The organism is Bacillus cereus (assembly GCF_002561295.1).
Lineage (GTDB): Bacteria > Bacillota > Bacilli > Bacillales > Bacillaceae_G > Bacillus_A > Bacillus_A cereus_S.
This window is the reverse complement of record NZ_NTUG01000004.1, coordinates 64,504-83,151: the sequence shown is the minus strand read 5'-3', so window position 1 is coordinate 83,151 and position 18,648 is coordinate 64,504. Positions and strand designations below refer to the sequence as shown.

Sequence of the window (18,648 nt, the reverse complement as noted above, 5' to 3'; positions counted from 1 at the left end):
AAGAGTTTGAAAGTGTAGAGTATTTTAAAATAGAATTAGAAAAATATATAGATTATTATAATACGAAACGGATAAAGGCAAAATTAAAAATGAGCCCGGTGCAATACCGGACTCATTTTTATCAAGCTGCCTAACGAAATAACCGTGTCTAACTTTTAGGGGTCACTTCAAACAGGTGCTCTTTTTGTATTTGTTAGTATGGATTGTTCGTGATGATTAGAAAGGAATCGGTTATAGTTAGAATATGGTAAAATTATCAAGAATAAAGGGTGTGAGTATAGAATGTCTTTGTTTGAAAATGATATATTTGCAATTGCTTATCTATTCGTGATAGTGGGACTCATTGTTATATTTTGCATCTCATTTACTTTGTTTGTAAAAAGGCTAGTATTAAGAGCTTCTGTAAACAAAAACCGTTCTAAAAATATAGAAAAAAAGCTTGATAGAATAATTGAATTGCTTGAAAGAGAGAAAAAATAATCATAGATGTTCTGGGGAGGAAGAAAGTGGCTAATTATATTAAAGAAATACGTGAAAAAGTAGGACATGACTATATTATTTTAAATTTTGCAGGGGGATGCGTCTTTAATGAGAAGGGGGAAGTACTATTACAAAAAAGAGGGGATTTTGAGGCTTGGGGTTTTCCTGGAGGGGCAATGGAGATTGGCGAATCGGCTGAGGAAACAGCAATTCGAGAAATAAAAGAAGAGACGGGATATACTGTAAAAATCGATGGGCTTATTGGCGTATATACGAAATACTTTCAAACGTATCCAAATGGGGATCAGGCACAGACAATTGTCATCTTTTTTAAATGCTCTATCATTGGTGGAAGTAAAAAGATAGATGGAGAAGAGACATTGGATTTGAAGTTCTTTTCCTTAGATCAAATGCCAACTTTATTTAATGAACAACATCGCGACTGTTTAGATGATATTTCGGAGGGGAGGGTGGCTGTATATCGATAACAAAAACATACATGTTGTAACAGAGATGACTTATGAATTTGTTTTTAAAGATGCTTTTATGGATCTGAGAAAAACGTATATACAAGAAACACAAACGAAAGAAGAAATACTACTTTATCCAAGATGGAGTTTTCCAAATGGAAAATATTCGTTCTTTGTAGAGGAAGAAGAGTATAAAGCAATATCAACAAAAGAAAATGTTATTTATAATGTATTTATAGTATATCATTCAGATGGAAGTGGGATTGCGCGAGTTAAAAGTGTACCATTGTTAAAGAAAGAATCTATGTTCAAAGAACTGCATTTAGTTTATGGTCAAAACAGTTATGTTATAAAGACGACACTGGCCTTTAAGAATATTACTATAAGTAAAGATGAAGAGAAAATTATTATGACAGCAAATAAAGTGCCCTCAATATATAAGAGTATTTTGAGTATGTATGACTACAATGTTCATGTTCATGATACGTTAGATCTACCTTTTGTAGTGTGGGTGGCAATCTTTAAAGGGGTAGCGCTATTGATGAGACATTAGTTTTTTAAAAATCTAGAAAAAGAAGCCAATATAAACTGGCTTCTTTTGTCTTTTGATGCTTATTTCCACCAATCATCAAACATCGATGCTGGGACGTGTCTTTTATGTTCACTTATTGTATAACGTTTTTCAATCTTTTCAGCAACGTCTGCTGGAACGTCTTTTCCTTCTAAATAATCATCTAATTGATCATATGTAATCCCTAATTCCGTTTCATCCGCTTGGCCTGGTTTTTCGTCTAATAAATCTGCTGTTGGCATTTTCAAGTAAAGGCGTTCTTCGGCACCTAATTCTTGTAATAAAGCTTTTCCTTGACGTTTCGTTAAGCCTGTAAGCGGTAGAAGGTCAGCGCCACCATCTCCGAATTTTGTAAAGAAACCTGTTACAGCTTCAGCAGCATGATCTGTCCCGATAACGAGTAAACCTTGTTGACCGCCAATTGCATATTGTGTGACCATACGAAGGCGAGCTTTGACGTTTCCTTTATTAAAGTCTGTTAACGATTCGCCTAATAGTTCGTTATATTGGTTAGAAAATGCATCGACAGCCGGAGCGATATCAAAAGCAATCGATTGATCTGGTTTAATAAATTGAAGTGCTAATTGTGCATCATCTTCATCTTTTTGTACTTTATATGGGAGACGTACAGCAATGAATGTTGCATTGCTTCCTTCATTGCGAACTTCTTCAACTGCAAGCTGCGCTAGTCGACCGGCAAGCGTTGAATCTTGTCCGCCACTAATACCAAGTACGAATCCTTTTGCACCCGTTTTTCTTAAATAGTCTTTTAAGAAGTCAATGCGCTTACGAATCTCTACTTTTGGATCGATTACAGGTTGAACATGTAATGCTTTCATAATTTGCTCTTGTAATGTCATTATGTTTTCCTCCTATTCATATAGAACAAGCAACACGTTTATATGTACTGACTCATATATCTCCATCCTTATTATTCCGTAAAATTAATGAATATACAATAGGATGAACGTATGAATGTAGTCATTATAAAGAAACTACGTTGTTTAATCAATTTTTATGTAACCTTTCAAAAATGTAAGGTTTTTGTCATTTGAATCGATGGAAGATATTTCTTCGCTTTATTATGATTGCAGTATAGTGATTGAAAGGGCGGAGAAACAATATGAATATTAGGGAATTAGCGTTTCGTAATGTAACGCGAAACAGACGAACATATTCAGCATATTTTTTAAGTAGTGCATTTGCAATTATGGCATTTTTTGTTTACTCATTTTTTGCATTTCATCCAGCATTAAGTGCTAGTCAATTAGGTCAATATGTGTTTGTCAGTATGTCGTTTGCACAAGTTATTATTTATCTCTTTACTTTTTTCTTCATCCTATATTCAATGGGAATGTTTTTGAAAACAAGAAAGCGTGAATTAGGCATTTTAATGATGTTAGGTATGACGAAATTTCAATTAAAACGGCTTATTTTTTTTGAAAATGTGATGATTGGGATTGCTGCCATTATTACGGGAATTATTTGTGGAATGATATTTTCAGGTATATTAATTATGGTGGCACCATTATTGTTAAACTTAGATTTGTCTTTATCCTACTATTTGCCAACGACAGCAATTGGTGTGACAAGTGTTATGTTTTTCTTCTTATTTATTATCATTTCTTTCTTTAGTGCAGGGTTAATCCGTAAAAATCAAATTATGAAACTATTTAGAGGTTCGGTAAAAGCAAAACCTGAACCAAAAGCATCTATTATTTCTTCAATGTTAGCTGTATTATTGCTTAGTGCGGGATATGTAGGTGCGCTAACCTCGCATGGTGCCATGGTATTTATTATGTTGATTCCTGTAACGACAGTTGTTACTATTGGAACGTATTTATTATATAAGCAGCTTAGTGTATTTATTATTCGAGCATGCAAGAAGAGTAAACGGTTGTTTTGGAAAAGAACAAATATTATTACTCTCTCAGATTTAGCGTATCGCATGAGAGATAACGCACGAATGTTCTTTATTGTTACGATTATTTCCACTGTAGCCTTTTCTGCTATTGGTACGTTAGTCGGCTTTGCTTCTATGACAAAAGGAATCATGGAGCAACCCATTGCATTTCATTATCAATCTAAACAAGGAAATGAAAATGAAGCAAAGCACGTACAATTCATTGGACAAACATTGAAGAAGCATCATATATCTGCTAACAAAATAGAAGTTGTATCCAAGCAGACGGAGGATAAACAATTACGAGATGCGACTTTTGTGAGAGCATCTGATTATAAAAAATATGCAGAGTTAACCGGGGAACCAGCTGAGATATGGAATGAAAATGAAGTACTATTTCTATCAATAGAAATACCCGGTCCACCGAAAAAAGAGAGAACAACAATTGAATTACCGAATGATAACAAATCGTTGCAAGTGAAAAAGGTGGACACATCTTCTCTTGGTAGAGCACTTACTGGAAATATATATGTCGTTTCAGATGTTCAATATAATTTACTGCAAAATGGATTTCAAGAAGTAAAAGATTATATGTATAAAACAAACGAAACAAAAAATGAACTGGAAGCTGGAAAAGAACTCACAAACGAAATGAAATCTTATCAAGAGCATTCAAGATTTAGTGCTGCAGAATATGATCAAAATCAAGCTTTACAATTTGCTGGGCCTATCTTTTTTGTAGGATTCTTTATTGGTATTGTATTCTTTGTTTGTGCAGGTAGTTTTTTATACTTCCGCTTATTCTCTGACTTAGATGATGACTATCGTTTATTTGATTCCATTCGAAAAGTGGGATTAACAAGTGGTGAGTTAGCAAAAGTAGTAACAATTCGATTAGCATTATTATTCTTTGTTCCAATTGGCGTTGCAACATTACATGGTGCGGTTGCGTTAACAGCTTTAGGGCAAATGTTTGAGTATTCGCTTGTAAAAGAAAATGCGGTTGTATTAAGTATCTTTGTAGGGATTCAAATTGTGTACTTCATTTTGATACGATCCCGTTATTTAAAGCAATTGAAAGAAAGATTGCGGATGAGTTAATATATAGTAGTTCATACAAATCTCCTAATACATGATGTTGGGAGATCTTTTATTTTGTTTGGTATTCAAACGAAATCAAGTATTGGGCCAATTTATATAAGGCATTTTTTATATTGAGAAACATTTTAAGGCAGGAAATTTAGAGGAAAGAAACGAATTTAGTTTATAAATGTAAGCGTATTCAAACGAGAGAGAAATATATTTGTAGGAGGGATTAAGATGAATAGTAGTACAGCGAATAAACAAAAAGGTATTCAATTAATTCCGTTTACGGTTGATAAAGTAATAGAGCAAGTAAACGAAATTCCGCCAGGTGTACAACTGATTCATGCTCCTGAGGTTTGGGAAAAGAGTGCAAAAGGGAAAGATATCGTCGTAGCGGTATTAGATACAGGCTGCGATATCAATCATGTTGATTTAAAGGATCGCATTATTGGTGGCAGGAACTTTACTGATGACTATGAGGGGAATGCTAATATTTACCTTGATAATAACGGTCATGGTACTCATGTTGCAGGAACAATTGCTGCAGCAGAAAATGGCGTTGGTGTTCTAGGCGTTGCACCGCTTGCTAAATTACTAGTATTAAAGGTGTTATCTGGGGACGGTTCTGGAAACTATCAACATATTATTGAGGCGATTGATTATGCAGTGCGCTGGAGAGGACCTAACCAAGAGCGTGTACGAATTATTTCTATGTCACTTGGCGGGCCACAAGATGTTCCAGAGTTACATGAAGTCATTCAACACGCAGTGAAACAAGATGTACTTGTTGTGTGTGCTGCAGGAAATAATGGGGATTGTAGTGATAAAACGGAAGAATTAGATTTTCCAGGTGCTTATTCAGAAGTAATTGAAGTAGGAGCTGTAGATTTAGAAAGGAAACTTGCTTGCTTTAGTAATTCAAATCAAGAAATTGATTTAGTGGCACCAGGAGATGGGATCCTCTCCACTTATCCAGAAGGAAAATATGCCGTATTGAGTGGAACTTCAATGGCTACGCCACACATCGCTGGAGCATTAGCACTTCTCATTAAGCAATGTGAGAGAGAGTATGGTAGAAAGTTAACGGAGCCAGAAATTTATGCGCAGCTCATTAAACGTACAGTACCTTTAGGATATGAGCGAACATCAGAAGGAAATGGATTAATAGATTTGTTAAAAGAATAGTTGGTACTAAAAAACATCTCATATTGGTATGAGATGTTTTTTAGTACGGTTCTGTTGCCTGCAAGACAGTATCTAATAATCCGGGAAATCTAGCATTTAAATCTTCCGTTCGAATAGAAACAAAGCGTTGCGTACCTTCTAGACGAGTGTACATAACACCAGATTCACGTAAAACTTTAAAATGATGGGATAAGGTTGATTTTGCTACAGGAATTTTATTTGTACTCATGATGAGTCATTTGCAAAAGATATCTAGTGTAGCTAGGGGAACAGGAGCGGCGTTAGCAAATTCTTCTATGTATATTGGGCAAACGATTGGAGCGGCAGTAGCGGGAGTGCTGTTTGTAACATTTGATAATTTTATTTTCATTGGTTCATTTACGGCTATCTTATATGTGGTTTCACTGTTAGTGTTCCGAAAAAGTGATCGATACGTGACAGTAGAAATAGAAGAAAAACAGCAAACGGCCTCTTTGTAGTTAATAATAACATTATTATGTAAACAAAGTGACGAAAAGCACCGTTTTAGATACATTACTAAAACAGTGCTTTTCGTTTCGTTTGAACTGTTGCTGCATTTTCATCTTCTATGCCAGCTTCTTCAATAATTCGTTTTTTTGCTTTATCTAATAGGTGATTCACAGATTCACCGAAATGGTTAGCTTCACGTTTTGTGCGGGCTGCTCGTAAGCATTTGTAGTTTTCTATTAGTTCCTCTTTTTCAGAGTCTGTTAAGAAATCTTCTATTTTCTTTTTTGTCATACGAAACACCCTTTCTTCTGACAGACGGTACCATTCAGAAAGATTTATTTTTCATTATAGCAATCATTTATGCAGTAAGTATAGTTTAACGGCGTAGTAATTTGTCAATTTCTTGAATTTTCTCATCTGCTTTACCAATCTGTGTATTTTTTGCTTGTTCACCACCGAGAGCTTGATGGAGTAAGAACGTTTGTCCTGAAATAGCAGTGACAATAGATACTTTAATAATCTCTTTAATTGTTGTCACATCAAATAAAACGAGTCCTAGAAGTGCGGCAAGACTACCGGTCAAAATATCAGTGAAAAATCCAAGGTGGAAAAATGTTTTTAAACGGCGTGGAAGCAATAACTTACCTTGGTTATTGATAAGATGGGAAACGAAACCAGTAACACCACCAATAAGAACAGCAGTTAGCCATTGATACATCTCCATCAAATCCACTCCTTTTAGTATATAAAATTCGGATTCCATTGTATGGATTCCTTTTTCAATTCCATATACAAATATTGAGAAAATTTGTTTTGGCCATATGCATGTTCAATTTTATTATAACAGAAAATTTCGATATATTTCAGTCTATTACATAGCATTCGTTTTCATTATTATAAATATAGAGAAGGGTGATGAGAACATGAAAATAGATTATCGAATAAGAAGTGTAGAGGATTATACGCCTAATATTGGACAACTTGTTAGTATGCTTGAACATACAAGAGCGGTTACATTGCAAGAAATAAAAGATTTAACAGTAGAACATTTAGATTTTATCTTGGTTGATGGTGGCAATTCCATCGGCGCCTTATTAAAACATATTGCTGCAATAGAAAAAGTTCATCAGCTTATTTCTTTTCAAAGTCGTGATTTCACCAATGAAGAACTGAAAATATGGGAGGATGCTCTTTTCTTAGGAGAAGCAGGAAGAAACATTTATGGGCATAACGTACAATACTACATACAAATTTTAAATAAAGTAAGAGAAGAATCTTTGCAATATTTAAGAGGAAAAGATGATGCATGGTTAATGTCAGAAGGACGATGGGAAAACGGAGTCGTATATAATCAGTACTACTTGTGGTTCCATGTACTAGAAGATGAGATCAGCCATCGTGGACAAATAAGAACGATAAAAAAGTATATATCTGAAAATTTAGTGAAATAAAGTAGCTTTTCAAAATAATATTACATATAATGAGATTAACTAAAATAAGAACGGAGTGATGTATTATGGTGACGACTTATATGAATGTAAAAGCGAATACAAAGATGGACGGAGAAGGCGGTACTTTATAAAGGTCGCATCATCCTTCCATTAGGCTTAAAATAGGGAGGATATAAATTTGAATACAGCTTATTTAGAATTATTTGGATGGGATTCTTTTTTTGAAGAGGGGTCTTTAGAGGGATTTACAGTAGGACGTATTTTATTAGAACATAAACATATGTATCGGATTATGTGTGAAGATGGTGAGTATATCGCTGAGTTGTCTGGGAAATTTCGTCATGAAGCATTAGTTAAAAGTGATTACCCAGCAGTTGGCGATTGGGTGCATATAAAGAAAATAGAAGAGGAAAATAAAGCGATTATTCATAGTGTTTTTCCAAGAAGGAGTTCTTTTTCTAGACAAGCAGCTGGAGACAAAACGGCTGAACAAATCGTTGCAGCAAATGTTGATTATCTGTTTCTAGTAAATGCCCTTAACCATGATTTTAACGTAAGAAGAATTGAACGATATTTATTGTTAGCTTATGAAAGTGGGGCAATGCCTGTCATTGTTTTAACAAAAAGTGATCTTTGCAGTGATCTGGAACAAAAGGTATTGGAGACAGAAGCTGTAGCGATTGGCGTTCCGATTTTTGTAGTTGATAGTTTGCAACAACTTGGAATTGAGTCTTTGCGACAGTTTGTAGATAAAGGAAAGACAATTGCCTTAGTCGGTTCTTCTGGGGTAGGGAAATCCACTTTACTAAATGCATTAATCGGGAGCGAAGTTGCAAAAACAGGTGATGTTCGTGAAGAGGATAGTAAAGGGCGCCACACTACGACTCATCGTGAACTATTTCGATTACCGAGTGGCGGTTTAGTGATTGATACTCCAGGAATGAGGGAGTTACAACTGTGGGAAGGGAGCGAGGCCATCCATGCGACATTTTCTGATATTGAAGAATTAGCAAAAGGTTGCCGTTTTCGAAATTGTGACCATGAAAATGAACCTGGATGTGCAGTTCAATCCGCCATTGAAGAAGGGATTTTAGCAGTGCATCGCTTGAGAAATTATAAAAAATTGCAAAAAGAAATTGCATACGCGATGAGAAAACAAGATCCGGTACTTGCACGTGCTGAACGAGGGAAATGGAAAAAGATGACGAAACAGAATCGGAAAAAATAGAATAGGAAATAGGACAAAAAACCAAAAATTGATAAAATATTTTTGGTTTTTTGTTGTTTGTAAGTAGAAAATAGAAAATTATCGTCGAAAAATAAAGGGTTTTGTTGCATGCGCGTATAATTATTGAAAAGTAGACTATTTATAAAGGAGAAGCGTATGGGAGTGTATTGGGGAACGAAAAGACATTCTTGGCTTAGCTATGCCTCATTTTGGTTAAGTATTTCATTTTTTCTTATCTTTTTAATTGAAGTGTTTGTAATTAGAACACTTTTTAATAGCTCGGATGGCGCAATGCAATTTATTAAATATTTTTATTTCATATTTGTGCCATTAAATATCATTATTAGTGTAAGACTATTGTTTAAAAAGAATGAAAAGAAAACATTACCAATTTTTAGTTTTATTGTATCGTTACTCTTTACAAGTTTAATAGTGGTATTAGCTTTAGCTGCGACAGGAAAAGTATTGTAGTGAAAAACAGGGATGATAACGTCATCCCTGTTTTATTTTGTGAACTTCGATCTTAGGAAAAGTTATTAGGCAGATGAATACGGAAAGAGGGGGATATATGGTACAATAAGCTTGATAGTGATAGAGAAAAAGGGTATACAAAATACTCATTGTTTTTTAGTAAGAGAGGGGTTAGCTTATGCTATACGAGGATTTGATGTCATTATTTCAAGTTGCTCCAATAGAAGAGGGGAAAAGTGGCTGGAAATATGTAATCCAAGAAGAAAATGGTCAGTATTCAATTGTTAATAGTGTACCAACAGAACATATGAGTGCAGAATTATTTTTTAATGAATATGACGAATTACGAATTACTTTATATAAAGAAGGTTGTCCAATTACAACTATACAGCGGATCGCAATTTTAAAAACTGAGTTAGAGGAAGAGGGCGAAGGCATCCAATTTGTTTTAGAGCGTATGCCGAGCCGAATGATCCGATTACAATTAAAACCATTTCTTGCAGTGGAGATGGGACTATATTGGGAAGTTTGTGAAGATTGTGAGTGAAAAAAGCATCCGTAAATCATGGATGCTTTTTACTATGTTTTTTCAAGTTGTTTATATGCGATTATTGGGAGGAGAATAATACTAACCCATCCGATGATTGGATACAAAATGTGAAGGAGCTCGCTGTAACCGATATAGCTAAAAGCATAACTGATTAATAAAATAAAATAAACAATATGGTTGCTCTTCCAACCAGTGATAGACTGCATTTGTTTTGTCATCCCAAATACATTTCCAACTAATGTTGTAAATACTTCCCCGAAAATAATAAGGACGAAGAAAAAATGAAAAGTAGCATTAAACTTTTTTACTACTTCAGCCATGGGAATGTTATATTGATAAAATTGGTCAACAGATAAGATGGCTAAATGACTACATAATAAAATAAAGCTCAGCCCAGCTCCTCCTAAAATTCCCCCCCATAGAATCGCTTTTCGATCTTTTACTTCACTTGCTAGCGGTACGAGAACACTTTGGGCGAGAGAAAGATTTAAAGCAACATATGTAAGGGGACTTGTTACCCATTTCATATTCCAATTTTCTGTCGGAACAGTGTTAAGAATTGGTGTTGTACCATGAATAAAAGTTGTAATAGCAAGTCCGATAATGAAAATCATCATAATGGGTACGACAAGTGTATTTACTTCAAATACACCTTGTAACCCGCGGCTACCAATGACGATACATGCGATAACTGTAATGAAAATGCCGAGTTGCCGTGGTAGACGAAGTTGTTCCTCGAAGACAGCACCAGCACCCGATAGCATAACACTTGTTACGCCAAAAAGTACAAGTAATAATAAAGTGTTTATCACATTGCCAAATACATCGCCAAACAAATATCTGTTAAATTCTTGAGCAGAAAATGCACCGATTTGTGAAGAAAGCAACATCATCTTTGTACCAAGCCAAATAAAAAAAAATCCACTTATGCATATTCCGATCGTTCCGTATAATCCATTAATCGTAAAGAATTCAACAATTTCTCGCCCAGTTGCAAATCCAGCCCCAACGACAGTCCCAATATAAGTAGCTGCAACTTTCTTAGCTACTTGCCATTGCTGATTATCCATGTAATCCCTCTCTCTACTATGATGAGCGTGACCTATTATTATACATATGTGTGAGCTTGGACAATTAGACATGTGAAGTGAAAGAAAGAGTACATGGATTTACGGGCATGAGGGAATGATTAAAGTTGTTGCAAGTTTGTGACATATGAGCGGATGGTTTGGACAGGTAGGAAATTTATGGTACAATATGAATGTGTTATTAAAAGAGAATAATTCTAAAATAGTAAGAGGAGTGGATTGAATGAGTACGAAAACAAATGTTGTTGAAGTATTAAACAAACAGGTAGCAAACTGGAATGTGTTATATGTAAAACTCCATAACTATCACTGGTATGTAACAGGCCCACACTTCTTTACATTACATGAAAAATTTGAAGAGTTTTATACAGAAGCAGCAACATATATTGATGAATTAGCAGAGCGTATTTTGGCGCTAGAAGGAAAACCATTAGCAACAATGAAAGAGTATTTAGAAATATCGACTGTACATGAAGGTACAAGTAAAGAACCAGCTGAAGAAATGGTGCAAACATTAGTAAGTGATTTTTCAGCAATTATTCAAGAGTTAAAAGAAGGTATGGAAGTGGCGGATGAAGCTGGAGATGAAACATCAGCAGATATGCTATTAGCGATTCATACAACATTGGAACAACATGTCTGGATGTTAAGTGCATTTTTAAAATAAGATATCAAAAGCCTATTGAAAATTCTTTCAATAGGCTTTTTTATGATTTTTCAGCTTTCCTTTTATGGTATAATATAGTAAAAGGAGGCGATGCAATGTTTCGCTTTTTCAAAAGTGGAAAAGAAAAGAGGCAAATTACAAAAGATGAATTAGAGCAATCAATGGCTCAGTTTCTGGAGAAAAATGCTAATATTGTTTATACAGTATTAGTCAATGAAGATTATACAGTGAATTATGATTTGTTAAAACCGTATTTACCAGCATTTCCTACAAATACGTTCATTATAACGAAGGAAACGCTTGAGGTATTTGAGCATACAGAGGAAAATTTAGAACTTGTAAAAGAAATTGATCTTGTACAAAAAGCAGTAGATCAATATGTAACAGAAAAAGAAATGTTTCCTATTGTAGAAGATAATGAGGATCGACTTATATGTGGGATGAAACTAGCGCCATACTTAGATCGTATATTAAAGCGGGAATTATATATTTCAGAGAAACATTATTTAGTTTCAAGTAAACCAGATAAGAGTAAAAAGAGTATTGTTTAACAAAAAACAACAATTTATAAATTGTTGTTTTTTTGTTTTTTAGAAATTGGAATGGGGTTATATATCGATAAATAGATTGATTATTCTGTCTAATTGTGATTAAATGATAAAAGAGTAGCAGAAAGAAATGATGTATCATGCAAAATTATAATCTAATTAACGAACGGTTCCCTACGGATAGAGAGAGTTACTGTTAATAGATGGCGAGACTATAATCGTACACATCTGCTGAAGCCTTAGGGTAATCCAAAAGTTTGTAGAGAAAAAGGTTACGGGGGAATAATGGATGAATAGCATCACTTATATTGGTTTGTTAAATGGAACATTAGAATGTTATGTAAAGAACGGCAGTTTGGAAGCGTATCAATATATTGCAAAAAACGCTGATAAAGTAACTGGTGGTAATAAGGCTCAAATATATAATTTCAAATATGCATTAGCGAGCGCGTCTGGGCTTGAGAAAGAAGCTTTACATATAATGAAAGAAGCGATTATAGAAAATAAGCTTTGGTATGGCTATGAGTATTTACTGACGGACGATGATTTGAAACCTCTCCATAAACATGAAGAATTTCATCAGATGGTTCAGCTTTGTAAAGAGAGGGAAGAAGCAGCAAAGAAGTCTGAACAAGTTCAATTGAAATTGATACAAGGAAATAGCGGTATTTATAACAATTTATTCATTGCATTGCATGGCGATCAAGAAAATATGAAGATAGCAGAGCCTTATTGGCAATCAGTTGTGTCTCAAGATTACATGTTAGCATTACCGCAGTCTTCTCAAATTCAATTTTCAGAAGGATATGTTTGGGATCATGTGGAAAAAGGGGTCCGTGAGTTGAAGGAACATTATGAAAGTATTATAGCAAACAATCATGGTGAGCTGGATCATACAATTATCGGGGGATTTTCTGCTGGGGCAAGAGTGGCGTTACATACAATATTAAAAGAAAATATAAAAGTAAAAGGATTTATTTTTGTAGCCCCGTGGCTTCCTGAAATCGAAGAATGGGAAAATATGCTGAACATATTAAGAGATAAAGGAATCAAGGGATATATTGTGTGTGGAAATCAGGACGAAGATTGTTTTGAATGTACACAAAAGTTTGTGGCATTATTAAAAAAGAAAAATATAGAGCATAAATATAAAATTATAGAGAACTTAAAACACGATTACCCAGAGGATTTTGAAGAAATCTTACAAGAAGCTGTTACATATATTGAGGGTACAGTTCTATAAAAAGCTTAGGTTGAAAAAAGTCCATCTCGTATGATGGACTTTTTGTATATTATAAAGTGAAACATTAATCAGTGGGAGCATTACTGTCCGTTAATGCGGGATAAATCAAAAGCTTCTGCTAACAAGCGATATGACTTTAACTTATCCTCAAACTGGTGCGTAATTGTTACAATCATAAATTCCTCGGTATTGTAAGTGTTACTCAAATGTACAATTTGCTCTTTGACGTAGTCTGGATCCCCTACAATCATACGTTGCCGATTTTCCTTGATGCGGAATAGGTCATAGGCACTATAAGAATAGTTTTGTGCTGTTTCAATAGACGGTGTACCAGTTGTACGTTTTCCTTGTTCTAATAATAGAATAGATAAATCAAGACTAGACGCGATTTTTTCAGCTTCCTCAGTTGTTTCTCCGCAAATAACAAAAATAGCAACAATTGATTTTGGTTTGTCTCCTAAGAAAGATGGTTGGAATTGTTTTTGGTAAGCTTGCATTACTTCTGGGCCGCCATAACCGTTAATAAATTGGGCGAAGGCAAAAGCAGTTCCTTGTTTTGCTGCAATCATTGCACTTTCCCCGCTGGACCCAAGCATCCATATTTCGGGTGCAGTAGGAATGATAGGGGAAGCTTTTAAGTTTGCATATTGATGGTTTTCAGGTACTTTGTCATGTAAATACATGGCTACATCTTGAATTTGTTCTGGATATTGGTCGAGTGAAATCATTTTTCCTTCTTGCAATGCGTGAGTTGCAATAGGCATACCGCCTGGTGCCCTACCTACGCCAAGGTCAATTCGATTTGGATAAAGCGCTTCTAGTACACGGAAATTTTCCGCAACTTTGTATGAACTATAGTGGGGAAGCATAACGCCACCGGAGCCAACGCGGATACGATTTGTTTTCGCTGCAATATGAGTTATGAGTACTTCAGGACTTGAGCCAGCTAAACTGACAGAATTATGATGTTCAGATACCCAAAAGCGAGTGAAACCTAGTTTTTCCACTTCTTGAGCAAGTGTTACCGTATTGGAAAAAGCTTCAGTTGCCGTACTGCCATCAGAAATAGGTGATTGATCTAATACACTTAGTTTTATCATAGAATATACCTCTCTATCTTAATGTACATTCTATTATATATTTACTTACGAAAAATGCGTAAAGAAATGCTCAAAGAAACAAGCGAATGTTTTCACATCCGCTTGTTATGAGAAATTCCTCGTTCATAATGATTCATGTCCACTAAAGTTAAAATATAGTCGTAGTTATCGATTTCCATCTTAATTTGATTTCGATCTTCTTCAGTTAAATTTACATTTAATAATTTTTTACATAACAGTTGCTTTTTTAATTCTAAATGTTTTTTTGTTTCAAGATAGTCGTAAGTACGTTTCATTTTTATCAATCCCTTCCTTACATTTCCTATCTATATCTTTATTATATGATAAGAACGAAGTGATGAGAGCTAATCTCTGTGAATTATTAGTGAATATTCAGAAATATACTGTATTGTTCTACTATGCTTGTGAATACAATTCAGAGAATCACTGTTTTGTATTTTAAAAGTAAGGGGTGGAATAATGCGAGTGTATACACAATCCCATATTACAACTGATGACATGTTGAAAATTATTGATAAAGGACTATCGAAAACGGTAGAGCCAAAACAAATCATTATAATTGGCGCTGGAATGGCTGGTTTAGTATCAGCATCGTTACTTAAGAGTGCAGGACATCATGTGAAGATTTTAGAAGCGAATAATCGTGTAGGGGGGCGAATTGAGACTGTTAGAATGAAGGATACAGGACTGTATTTAGATGTTGGAGCGATGCGTATTCCTTATATACATACACTAACGATGGCTTATATAAGAAAATTTGGTCTACAAGTAACTCCTTTTATTAATCGAAATGAGACAGATATTCTGTATGTGAATGGTAGAAAAACGACATTGAGGCAATATGAGAAGAACCCTAGTATATTACGTTATCCGGTAGCAATGAATGAAGAAGGAAAAACCTCTGAGGAATTATTATTGCTAGCAGTGCAGCCGATTATTGACTTCATTAAAAAAAATCCAAATAAAAATTGGGGGATTGTTGAAAAAGATTTTGGAAAGTATTCAACAGCACAATTTTTAAAGTATCATCCGTATCAATATAATACGTATTTTTCACCAGTAGCAATTGAAATGATCGGTGTGCTTTTAGATTTAGAAGGATTTTTAGAGAGGTCATTTGTGGAAACATTGCGTTTTTTATATATCATGCAGCAGGAAAGCGGTTTTTGTGAAATTATAGGAGGCAATGATCGGCTTCCGAAAGCCTTTTTGCCTCAGTTACAGAATGAAATTGTATACAATCAAAAACTAATGAAACTTCATCAGCATGATAAAGGTGTGACAGCATATTGTAGACATGAAGAGACGTTTGAATATAGCAGTATAACAGGTGATTTAGTTATTATTACAATTCCATTTTCCACAATGCGTTTTGTTGAAATTGATCCATTTGACTCTGTATCACATGAAAAGTGGAGAGCAATTCGTGAACTACATTATATGGCGGCTACAAAAATAGGAATGCAATTTAAAAGTCGCTTTTGGGAAGAGCAGGGTCAATTAGGGGGGAGAATTATTACTGATTTACCAATCCGCTATGCGTATTATCCTAGTCATGGTATTGGGACTAAGGGACCAGCTATGATGCTTGGGAGTTACACATGGTCGTACGATGCATTGTTATGGGATGGACAAACGAAAGGTGATCGTATTTATTATACATTACAAAACTTAGCAACGATATTAGGCGGTCAAGTATATGATGAATTTATATCAGGAGTATCCAAAAGTTGGACATTAGATCCATATGCATTAGGAGGGTTTGCAATTTTTCAAGCTGGTCAAGAAGCAGAATTGCAGCCGGCTATTGTAAAACCCGAGGGGAAAATATATTTTGCAGGAGATCATACAACGCTTTATCATGGATGGATACAAGGAGCAATTGAATCTGGAATCCGTACGGCAGTTGAGGTAAATCAATTGATAGTATGAGTAGTAGGTAAACGTAGTATATATGAATCGAGAGAGGTATTGAGTTTGAAAATAATTTGAATTCAGAAAAATACATTTACTGTAGGGTTTAGATTGAATATTATTATATATAAAAGAATAATAGGGAGTGTTTGGGATGAATCCGTTATTACTTGATTTTCCTTCTGAATTTTATACAGACAGGCTTTTTATTCGAATGCCGAAACCAGGGGATGGAAAAGCGGTCTATGAAGCTATCAATGCATCGATAGAAGAACTAAAACCGTGGATGGTTTTCGCTCAAAAAGAGCAAACAGAAGAAGAAATCGAAGCGAGTATAAGAAGATCGCATATTCAATTTTTACAACGTGAAGATTTGAGATTACTCGTATTTTTAAAAGAAACCGGAGAATTTGTAGCTTCTGCTGGATTACATCGTATTGATTGGGAGGTACTAAAATTTGAAATTGGATATTGGATAGATTCGCGTTTCGGTGGAAAAGGCTATATGACAGAAGCAGCGCAAGGTATTATGGAGTATGCATTTTCAGAGTTAAAGGCAAACCGGATAGAGATTCGCTGTGATTCACAAAATGTAAAAAGTAGAGCGATACCTGAGAAATTAGGTTTCAACTTAGAAGGAATTTTAGAAAGTAGTAGTGTAGCAGTAGATGGTAATGGATTAAGAGATACGTGTGTGTTTGCGATGACAAGAAATAGGTACGAGAAAGCAGAGCTATAATGTATGAGCTCTGCTTTTTGAATTGTATTATTATTTAAGTTTCAGTCATTATAAGAACTGTTTAATGATTTTTACCCATCCTAAATAGGAAACTCCTAAAATAATAGCCCATAAGAATGCAAGTCTTGCACTTCTTGGAATAGATAACCAAATTTTGAGTAGTTTCCAGGAGTAATCTTTATTCGAGTTATTCATAAATCCCACTGCTTTTTATGGTAATTATAACATGAAAAGGAGTGGGATATTCAATACCTACTATAATGTATTAGCACATTATGGTACAGGATGTCCATTCGAACTTTCAAAGATAGCAAACCATTGCTGACGATCTAATGTAAGTTTTGTAGCTTCGATTGCCGTCTTCACGTGTTCTAATTTACCAGAACCAACGATTGGTAGCATGTTTGCTGGGTGAGCAAGTAACCATGCATACATGATCATATCGATGCGATCAACATGGAGTTCATTCGCGATTTTTTGCAAAGTTTCTCGTAAGCGTATAGCACGTTCATTTTGTCCTGTAAAGATTTCTCCGCCAGCAAGAGGAGACCAAATCATAGGTGCGATTCTTTTTTCTTGGCATAGGTCAATTGTACCTTTTTCAAAATGTTCAAGATGCATCGCAGATACTTCAATTTGGTTTGTAATGAGCGGGAAATCTAAATAGGAGCTAAGCATATTAAATTGAGACGGTAAAAAGTTAGATACACCAAAATGACGTACTTTTCCATCTTGTTTTAAACGTGTGAAAGCTTCAGCGACTTCATTTGGGTCCATAAACGGGTCAGGTCGATGAATCAGTAACAAATCAATATAATCAGTATGTAAGTTTTGCAGTGATTGCTCTGCGCTTTTCACGATATGTTCAGCACTCGTATTGTAGTGAGCAACATAGCGATCTGGGAATTTTGGAGATGGGGGAGCGATTCCACATTTTGTGACGATTTGCATATTTTCACGTAAAGAAGGCTGTAATTGTAACGCTTCTCCAAATAATGATTCGCACGTATATCCTCCATAAATATCGGCGTGATCAAAAGTTGTAATCCCCATATCCATGCAATTTTCGATAAAAGAAAGTAATTCTTGTTTTGACATATTCCATTCTGCTAAGCGCCAAAATCCTTGAATAATACGAGAAAATTCAAGGTTACTAGCCATTTGAATTCGTTCCATTTTAAGTAGACCCCCTGATAAATGACAATATTTTTGAAAAGGCTTTCTTATTCGGTACTATTATATAGTTATCAGGCTGTAGTTACAATGAATATGTCCTTATCGAAAAAACAATTTCCACCTTCAGTTAAGGAAGAGAAAGAGATGTGCGGAGGAATTATTTCTAAAAGCCTAATTGGTAGGGGGGGAACGATAGTCATTAATGAGGGATGAAGAAAACCTCCATCCATTATTAACCTTATCAGTATGGTATAATGTATGAAGATATAGCTATAAGGAGATGTAC

General features: G+C 34.9%; 23 protein-coding genes and 2 pseudogenes. 16 read left to right on the top strand and 9 right to left on the bottom strand.

What is annotated here, in order from left to right; genetic code table 11:
* The 4 genes from CN373_RS03475 to CN373_RS03460 all read left to right on the top strand — a co-directional run.
* A partial coding sequence (locus CN373_RS03475; RefSeq protein WP_133116031.1) for an IS3 family transposase occupies nucleotides 1-134 on the top strand: 134 nt, incomplete at its 5' end.
* Between the two features lie 148 nt (nucleotides 135-282).
* A complete protein-coding gene (locus CN373_RS03470; RefSeq protein WP_098358842.1) occupies nucleotides 283-480 on the top strand; it encodes a DUF4083 domain-containing protein in 198 nt (65 codons plus the stop codon).
* A gap of 26 nt (nucleotides 481-506) precedes the next feature.
* Nucleotides 507-968 (top strand): NUDIX hydrolase, encoded by a 462-nt coding sequence (locus CN373_RS03465; protein ID WP_000024984.1) that lies wholly within the window; start codon nucleotides 507-509, stop codon nucleotides 966-968.
* A gap of 58 nt (nucleotides 969-1,026) precedes the next feature.
* Nucleotides 1,027-1,503 carry a hypothetical protein gene (locus CN373_RS03460; protein WP_232297290.1) on the top strand — a complete coding sequence of 159 codons (477 nt, stop codon included), beginning with the start codon at nucleotides 1,027-1,029 and terminating at the stop codon, nucleotides 1,501-1,503.
* A gap of 59 nt (nucleotides 1,504-1,562) precedes the next feature.
* Here the strand turns inward: CN373_RS03460 and nadE are convergent, their stop codons facing one another.
* On the bottom strand, nucleotides 1,563-2,381 hold the full coding sequence (gene nadE / locus CN373_RS03455) for an ammonia-dependent NAD(+) synthetase (protein WP_098358841.1): 819 nt from the start codon (nucleotides 2,379-2,381) through the stop codon (nucleotides 1,563-1,565).
* A 263-nt stretch (nucleotides 2,382-2,644) separates the two neighbouring features.
* Between nadE and CN373_RS03450 the strand changes: the two genes are divergently transcribed.
* Nucleotides 2,645-4,525, top strand: a complete 1,881-nt coding sequence (locus CN373_RS03450) for an FtsX-like permease family protein (RefSeq protein WP_001025967.1) — start codon at nucleotides 2,645-2,647, stop codon at nucleotides 4,523-4,525.
* A 219-nt stretch (nucleotides 4,526-4,744) separates the two neighbouring features.
* Entirely contained in the window at nucleotides 4,745-5,695 is a 951-nt protein-coding gene (locus CN373_RS03445) for a S8 family peptidase (RefSeq protein ID WP_001089032.1), read from the top strand.
* A gap of 40 nt (nucleotides 5,696-5,735) precedes the next feature.
* On the opposite strand, the pseudogene CN373_RS03440 reads toward CN373_RS03445, so the two are convergent.
* Nucleotides 5,736-5,909: pseudogene (locus tag CN373_RS03440) on the bottom strand (ArsR/SmtB family transcription factor); the annotation flags it as partial.
* Between CN373_RS03440 and CN373_RS03435 the strand changes: the two are divergent.
* Nucleotides 5,896-6,174: pseudogene (locus CN373_RS03435) on the top strand (MFS transporter); the annotation flags it as partial. The pseudogenes CN373_RS03440 and CN373_RS03435 sit on opposite strands and share 14 nt — an antisense overlap.
* Nucleotides 6,175-6,232: 58 nt before the next feature.
* Here the strand turns inward: CN373_RS03435 and CN373_RS03430 are convergent.
* Nucleotides 6,233-6,457 carry a hypothetical protein gene (locus CN373_RS03430; RefSeq protein ID WP_000162600.1) on the bottom strand — a complete coding sequence of 75 codons (225 nt, stop codon included), beginning with the start codon at nucleotides 6,455-6,457 and terminating at the stop codon, nucleotides 6,233-6,235.
* Nucleotides 6,458-6,542: 85 nt separating this feature from the next.
* Nucleotides 6,543-6,890 carry a DUF4257 domain-containing protein gene (locus CN373_RS03425; protein WP_000426315.1) on the bottom strand — a complete coding sequence of 116 codons (348 nt, stop codon included), beginning with the start codon at nucleotides 6,888-6,890 and terminating at the stop codon, nucleotides 6,543-6,545.
* A 199-nt stretch (nucleotides 6,891-7,089) separates the two neighbouring features.
* Here CN373_RS03425 and CN373_RS03420 point away from each other — a divergent pair, with 199 nt between their 5' ends.
* The 4 genes from CN373_RS03420 (at nucleotide 7,090) to CN373_RS03405 (ending at nucleotide 9,863) form a co-directional block, all read left to right on the top strand.
* Complete coding sequence (locus CN373_RS03420; protein ID WP_000687343.1) at nucleotides 7,090-7,617, top strand: DinB family protein; 528 nt, start codon at nucleotides 7,090-7,092, stop codon at nucleotides 7,615-7,617.
* 178 nt (nucleotides 7,618-7,795) lie between these two features.
* On the top strand, nucleotides 7,796-8,845 hold the full coding sequence (rsgA, locus tag CN373_RS03415) for a ribosome small subunit-dependent GTPase A (RefSeq protein WP_098358838.1): 1,050 nt from the start codon (nucleotides 7,796-7,798) through the stop codon (nucleotides 8,843-8,845).
* Nucleotides 8,846-9,001: 156 nt separating this feature from the next.
* Nucleotides 9,002-9,316 carry a hypothetical protein gene (locus CN373_RS03410; protein ID WP_000539561.1) on the top strand — a complete coding sequence of 105 codons (315 nt, stop codon included), beginning with the start codon at nucleotides 9,002-9,004 and terminating at the stop codon, nucleotides 9,314-9,316.
* A 178-nt stretch (nucleotides 9,317-9,494) separates the two neighbouring features.
* Entirely contained in the window at nucleotides 9,495-9,863 is a 369-nt protein-coding gene (locus CN373_RS03405) for a DUF3979 family protein (RefSeq protein ID WP_000965069.1), read from the top strand.
* 32 nt (nucleotides 9,864-9,895) lie between these two features.
* Here CN373_RS03405 and CN373_RS03400 read toward each other — a convergent pair whose 3' ends face one another.
* Complete coding sequence (locus CN373_RS03400; protein WP_000370189.1) at nucleotides 9,896-10,936, bottom strand: YkvI family membrane protein; 1,041 nt, start codon at nucleotides 10,934-10,936, stop codon at nucleotides 9,896-9,898.
* Between the two features lie 241 nt (nucleotides 10,937-11,177).
* Here CN373_RS03400 and CN373_RS03395 point away from each other — a divergent pair, with 241 nt between their 5' ends.
* The 3 genes from CN373_RS03395 to CN373_RS03385 all read left to right on the top strand — a co-directional run bounded on the left by CN373_RS03395 (nucleotide 11,178) and on the right by CN373_RS03385 (nucleotide 13,412).
* Nucleotides 11,178-11,621 carry a Dps family protein gene (locus tag CN373_RS03395; protein WP_098358837.1) on the top strand — a complete coding sequence of 148 codons (444 nt, stop codon included), beginning with the start codon at nucleotides 11,178-11,180 and terminating at the stop codon, nucleotides 11,619-11,621.
* Between the two features lie 95 nt (nucleotides 11,622-11,716).
* On the top strand, nucleotides 11,717-12,172 hold the full coding sequence (locus tag CN373_RS03390; RefSeq protein WP_000488186.1) for a DUF3939 domain-containing protein: 456 nt from the start codon (nucleotides 11,717-11,719) through the stop codon (nucleotides 12,170-12,172).
* Between the two features lie 286 nt (nucleotides 12,173-12,458).
* On the top strand, nucleotides 12,459-13,412 hold the full coding sequence (locus CN373_RS03385; protein WP_098358836.1) for an alpha/beta hydrolase: 954 nt from the start codon (nucleotides 12,459-12,461) through the stop codon (nucleotides 13,410-13,412).
* An 80-nt stretch (nucleotides 13,413-13,492) separates the two neighbouring features.
* Here CN373_RS03385 and CN373_RS03380 read toward each other — a convergent pair whose 3' ends face one another.
* Both CN373_RS03380 and CN373_RS03375 read right to left on the bottom strand, forming a co-directional pair.
* Entirely contained in the window at nucleotides 13,493-14,512 is a 1,020-nt protein-coding gene (locus tag CN373_RS03380) for an LLM class flavin-dependent oxidoreductase (protein ID WP_098358835.1), read from the bottom strand.
* Between the two features lie 92 nt (nucleotides 14,513-14,604).
* Nucleotides 14,605-14,808 carry a DUF3896 family protein gene (locus tag CN373_RS03375; protein WP_000831893.1) on the bottom strand — a complete coding sequence of 68 codons (204 nt, stop codon included), beginning with the start codon at nucleotides 14,806-14,808 and terminating at the stop codon, nucleotides 14,605-14,607.
* Between the two features lie 184 nt (nucleotides 14,809-14,992).
* On the opposite strand from CN373_RS03375, the gene CN373_RS03370 reads away from it, so the two are divergent.
* Nucleotides 14,993-16,465 (top strand): flavin monoamine oxidase family protein, encoded by a 1,473-nt coding sequence (locus tag CN373_RS03370; protein ID WP_001267131.1) that lies wholly within the window; start codon nucleotides 14,993-14,995, stop codon nucleotides 16,463-16,465.
* A gap of 136 nt (nucleotides 16,466-16,601) precedes the next feature.
* Nucleotides 16,602-17,186, top strand: coding sequence for a GNAT family N-acetyltransferase (locus CN373_RS03365; protein ID WP_001068772.1), 585 nt, complete (start codon nucleotides 16,602-16,604; stop codon nucleotides 17,184-17,186).
* Nucleotides 17,187-17,234: 48 nt separating this feature from the next.
* On the opposite strand, the gene CN373_RS25465 is transcribed toward CN373_RS03365, so the two are convergent.
* The gene (locus CN373_RS25465) at nucleotides 17,235-17,381 is read right to left on the bottom strand and encodes a hypothetical protein (protein ID WP_165770726.1); all 147 of its coding nucleotides are present in this window, start codon (nucleotides 17,379-17,381) and stop codon (nucleotides 17,235-17,237) included.
* A gap of 78 nt (nucleotides 17,382-17,459) precedes the next feature.
* Nucleotides 17,460-18,362 carry an aldo/keto reductase gene (locus tag CN373_RS03360; protein ID WP_098358834.1) on the bottom strand — a complete coding sequence of 301 codons (903 nt, stop codon included), beginning with the start codon at nucleotides 18,360-18,362 and terminating at the stop codon, nucleotides 17,460-17,462.
* Nucleotides 18,363-18,648 lie beyond the last annotated feature (286 nt).

Excerpts from the sequence above, each read along its gene's own strand:
- CN373_RS03460 (WP_232297290.1), top strand. The coding sequence starts at position 1,027 with ATGGATCTGAGAAAAACGTATATACAAGAAACACAAACGAAAGAAGAA.
- CN373_RS03365 (WP_001068772.1), top strand. The coding sequence starts at position 16,602 with ATGAATCCGTTATTACTTGATTTTCCTTCTGAATTTTATACAGACAGG.
- CN373_RS03470 (WP_098358842.1), top strand. The coding sequence starts at position 283 with ATGTCTTTGTTTGAAAATGATATATTTGCAATTGCTTATCTATTCGTG.
- CN373_RS03405 (WP_000965069.1), top strand. The coding sequence starts at position 9,495 with ATGCTATACGAGGATTTGATGTCATTATTTCAAGTTGCTCCAATAGAA.
- CN373_RS03400 (WP_000370189.1), bottom strand. The coding sequence starts at position 10,936 with ATGGATAATCAGCAATGGCAAGTAGCTAAGAAAGTTGCAGCTACTTAT.
- CN373_RS03370 (WP_001267131.1), top strand. The coding sequence starts at position 14,993 with ATGCGAGTGTATACACAATCCCATATTACAACTGATGACATGTTGAAA.
- CN373_RS03445 (WP_001089032.1), top strand. The coding sequence starts at position 4,745 with ATGAATAGTAGTACAGCGAATAAACAAAAAGGTATTCAATTAATTCCG.
- CN373_RS03450 (WP_001025967.1), top strand. The coding sequence starts at position 2,645 with ATGAATATTAGGGAATTAGCGTTTCGTAATGTAACGCGAAACAGACGA.
- CN373_RS03395 (WP_098358837.1), top strand. The coding sequence starts at position 11,178 with ATGAGTACGAAAACAAATGTTGTTGAAGTATTAAACAAACAGGTAGCA.
- CN373_RS03390 (WP_000488186.1), top strand. The coding sequence starts at position 11,717 with ATGTTTCGCTTTTTCAAAAGTGGAAAAGAAAAGAGGCAAATTACAAAA.
- CN373_RS03420 (WP_000687343.1), top strand. The coding sequence starts at position 7,090 with ATGAAAATAGATTATCGAATAAGAAGTGTAGAGGATTATACGCCTAAT.
- CN373_RS03425 (WP_000426315.1), bottom strand. The coding sequence starts at position 6,890 with ATGGAGATGTATCAATGGCTAACTGCTGTTCTTATTGGTGGTGTTACT.
- CN373_RS03375 (WP_000831893.1), bottom strand. The coding sequence starts at position 14,808 with ATGAAACGTACTTACGACTATCTTGAAACAAAAAAACATTTAGAATTA.
- CN373_RS25465 (WP_165770726.1), bottom strand. The coding sequence starts at position 17,381 with ATGAATAACTCGAATAAAGATTACTCCTGGAAACTACTCAAAATTTGG.
- CN373_RS03430 (WP_000162600.1), bottom strand. The coding sequence starts at position 6,457 with ATGACAAAAAAGAAAATAGAAGATTTCTTAACAGACTCTGAAAAAGAG.
- CN373_RS03385 (WP_098358836.1), top strand. The coding sequence starts at position 12,459 with ATGAATAGCATCACTTATATTGGTTTGTTAAATGGAACATTAGAATGT.
- CN373_RS03360 (WP_098358834.1), bottom strand. The coding sequence starts at position 18,362 with ATGGAACGAATTCAAATGGCTAGTAACCTTGAATTTTCTCGTATTATT.
- CN373_RS03410 (WP_000539561.1), top strand. The coding sequence starts at position 9,002 with ATGGGAGTGTATTGGGGAACGAAAAGACATTCTTGGCTTAGCTATGCC.
- nadE (WP_098358841.1), bottom strand. The coding sequence starts at position 2,381 with ATGACATTACAAGAGCAAATTATGAAAGCATTACATGTTCAACCTGTA.
- CN373_RS03380 (WP_098358835.1), bottom strand. The coding sequence starts at position 14,512 with ATGATAAAACTAAGTGTATTAGATCAATCACCTATTTCTGATGGCAGT.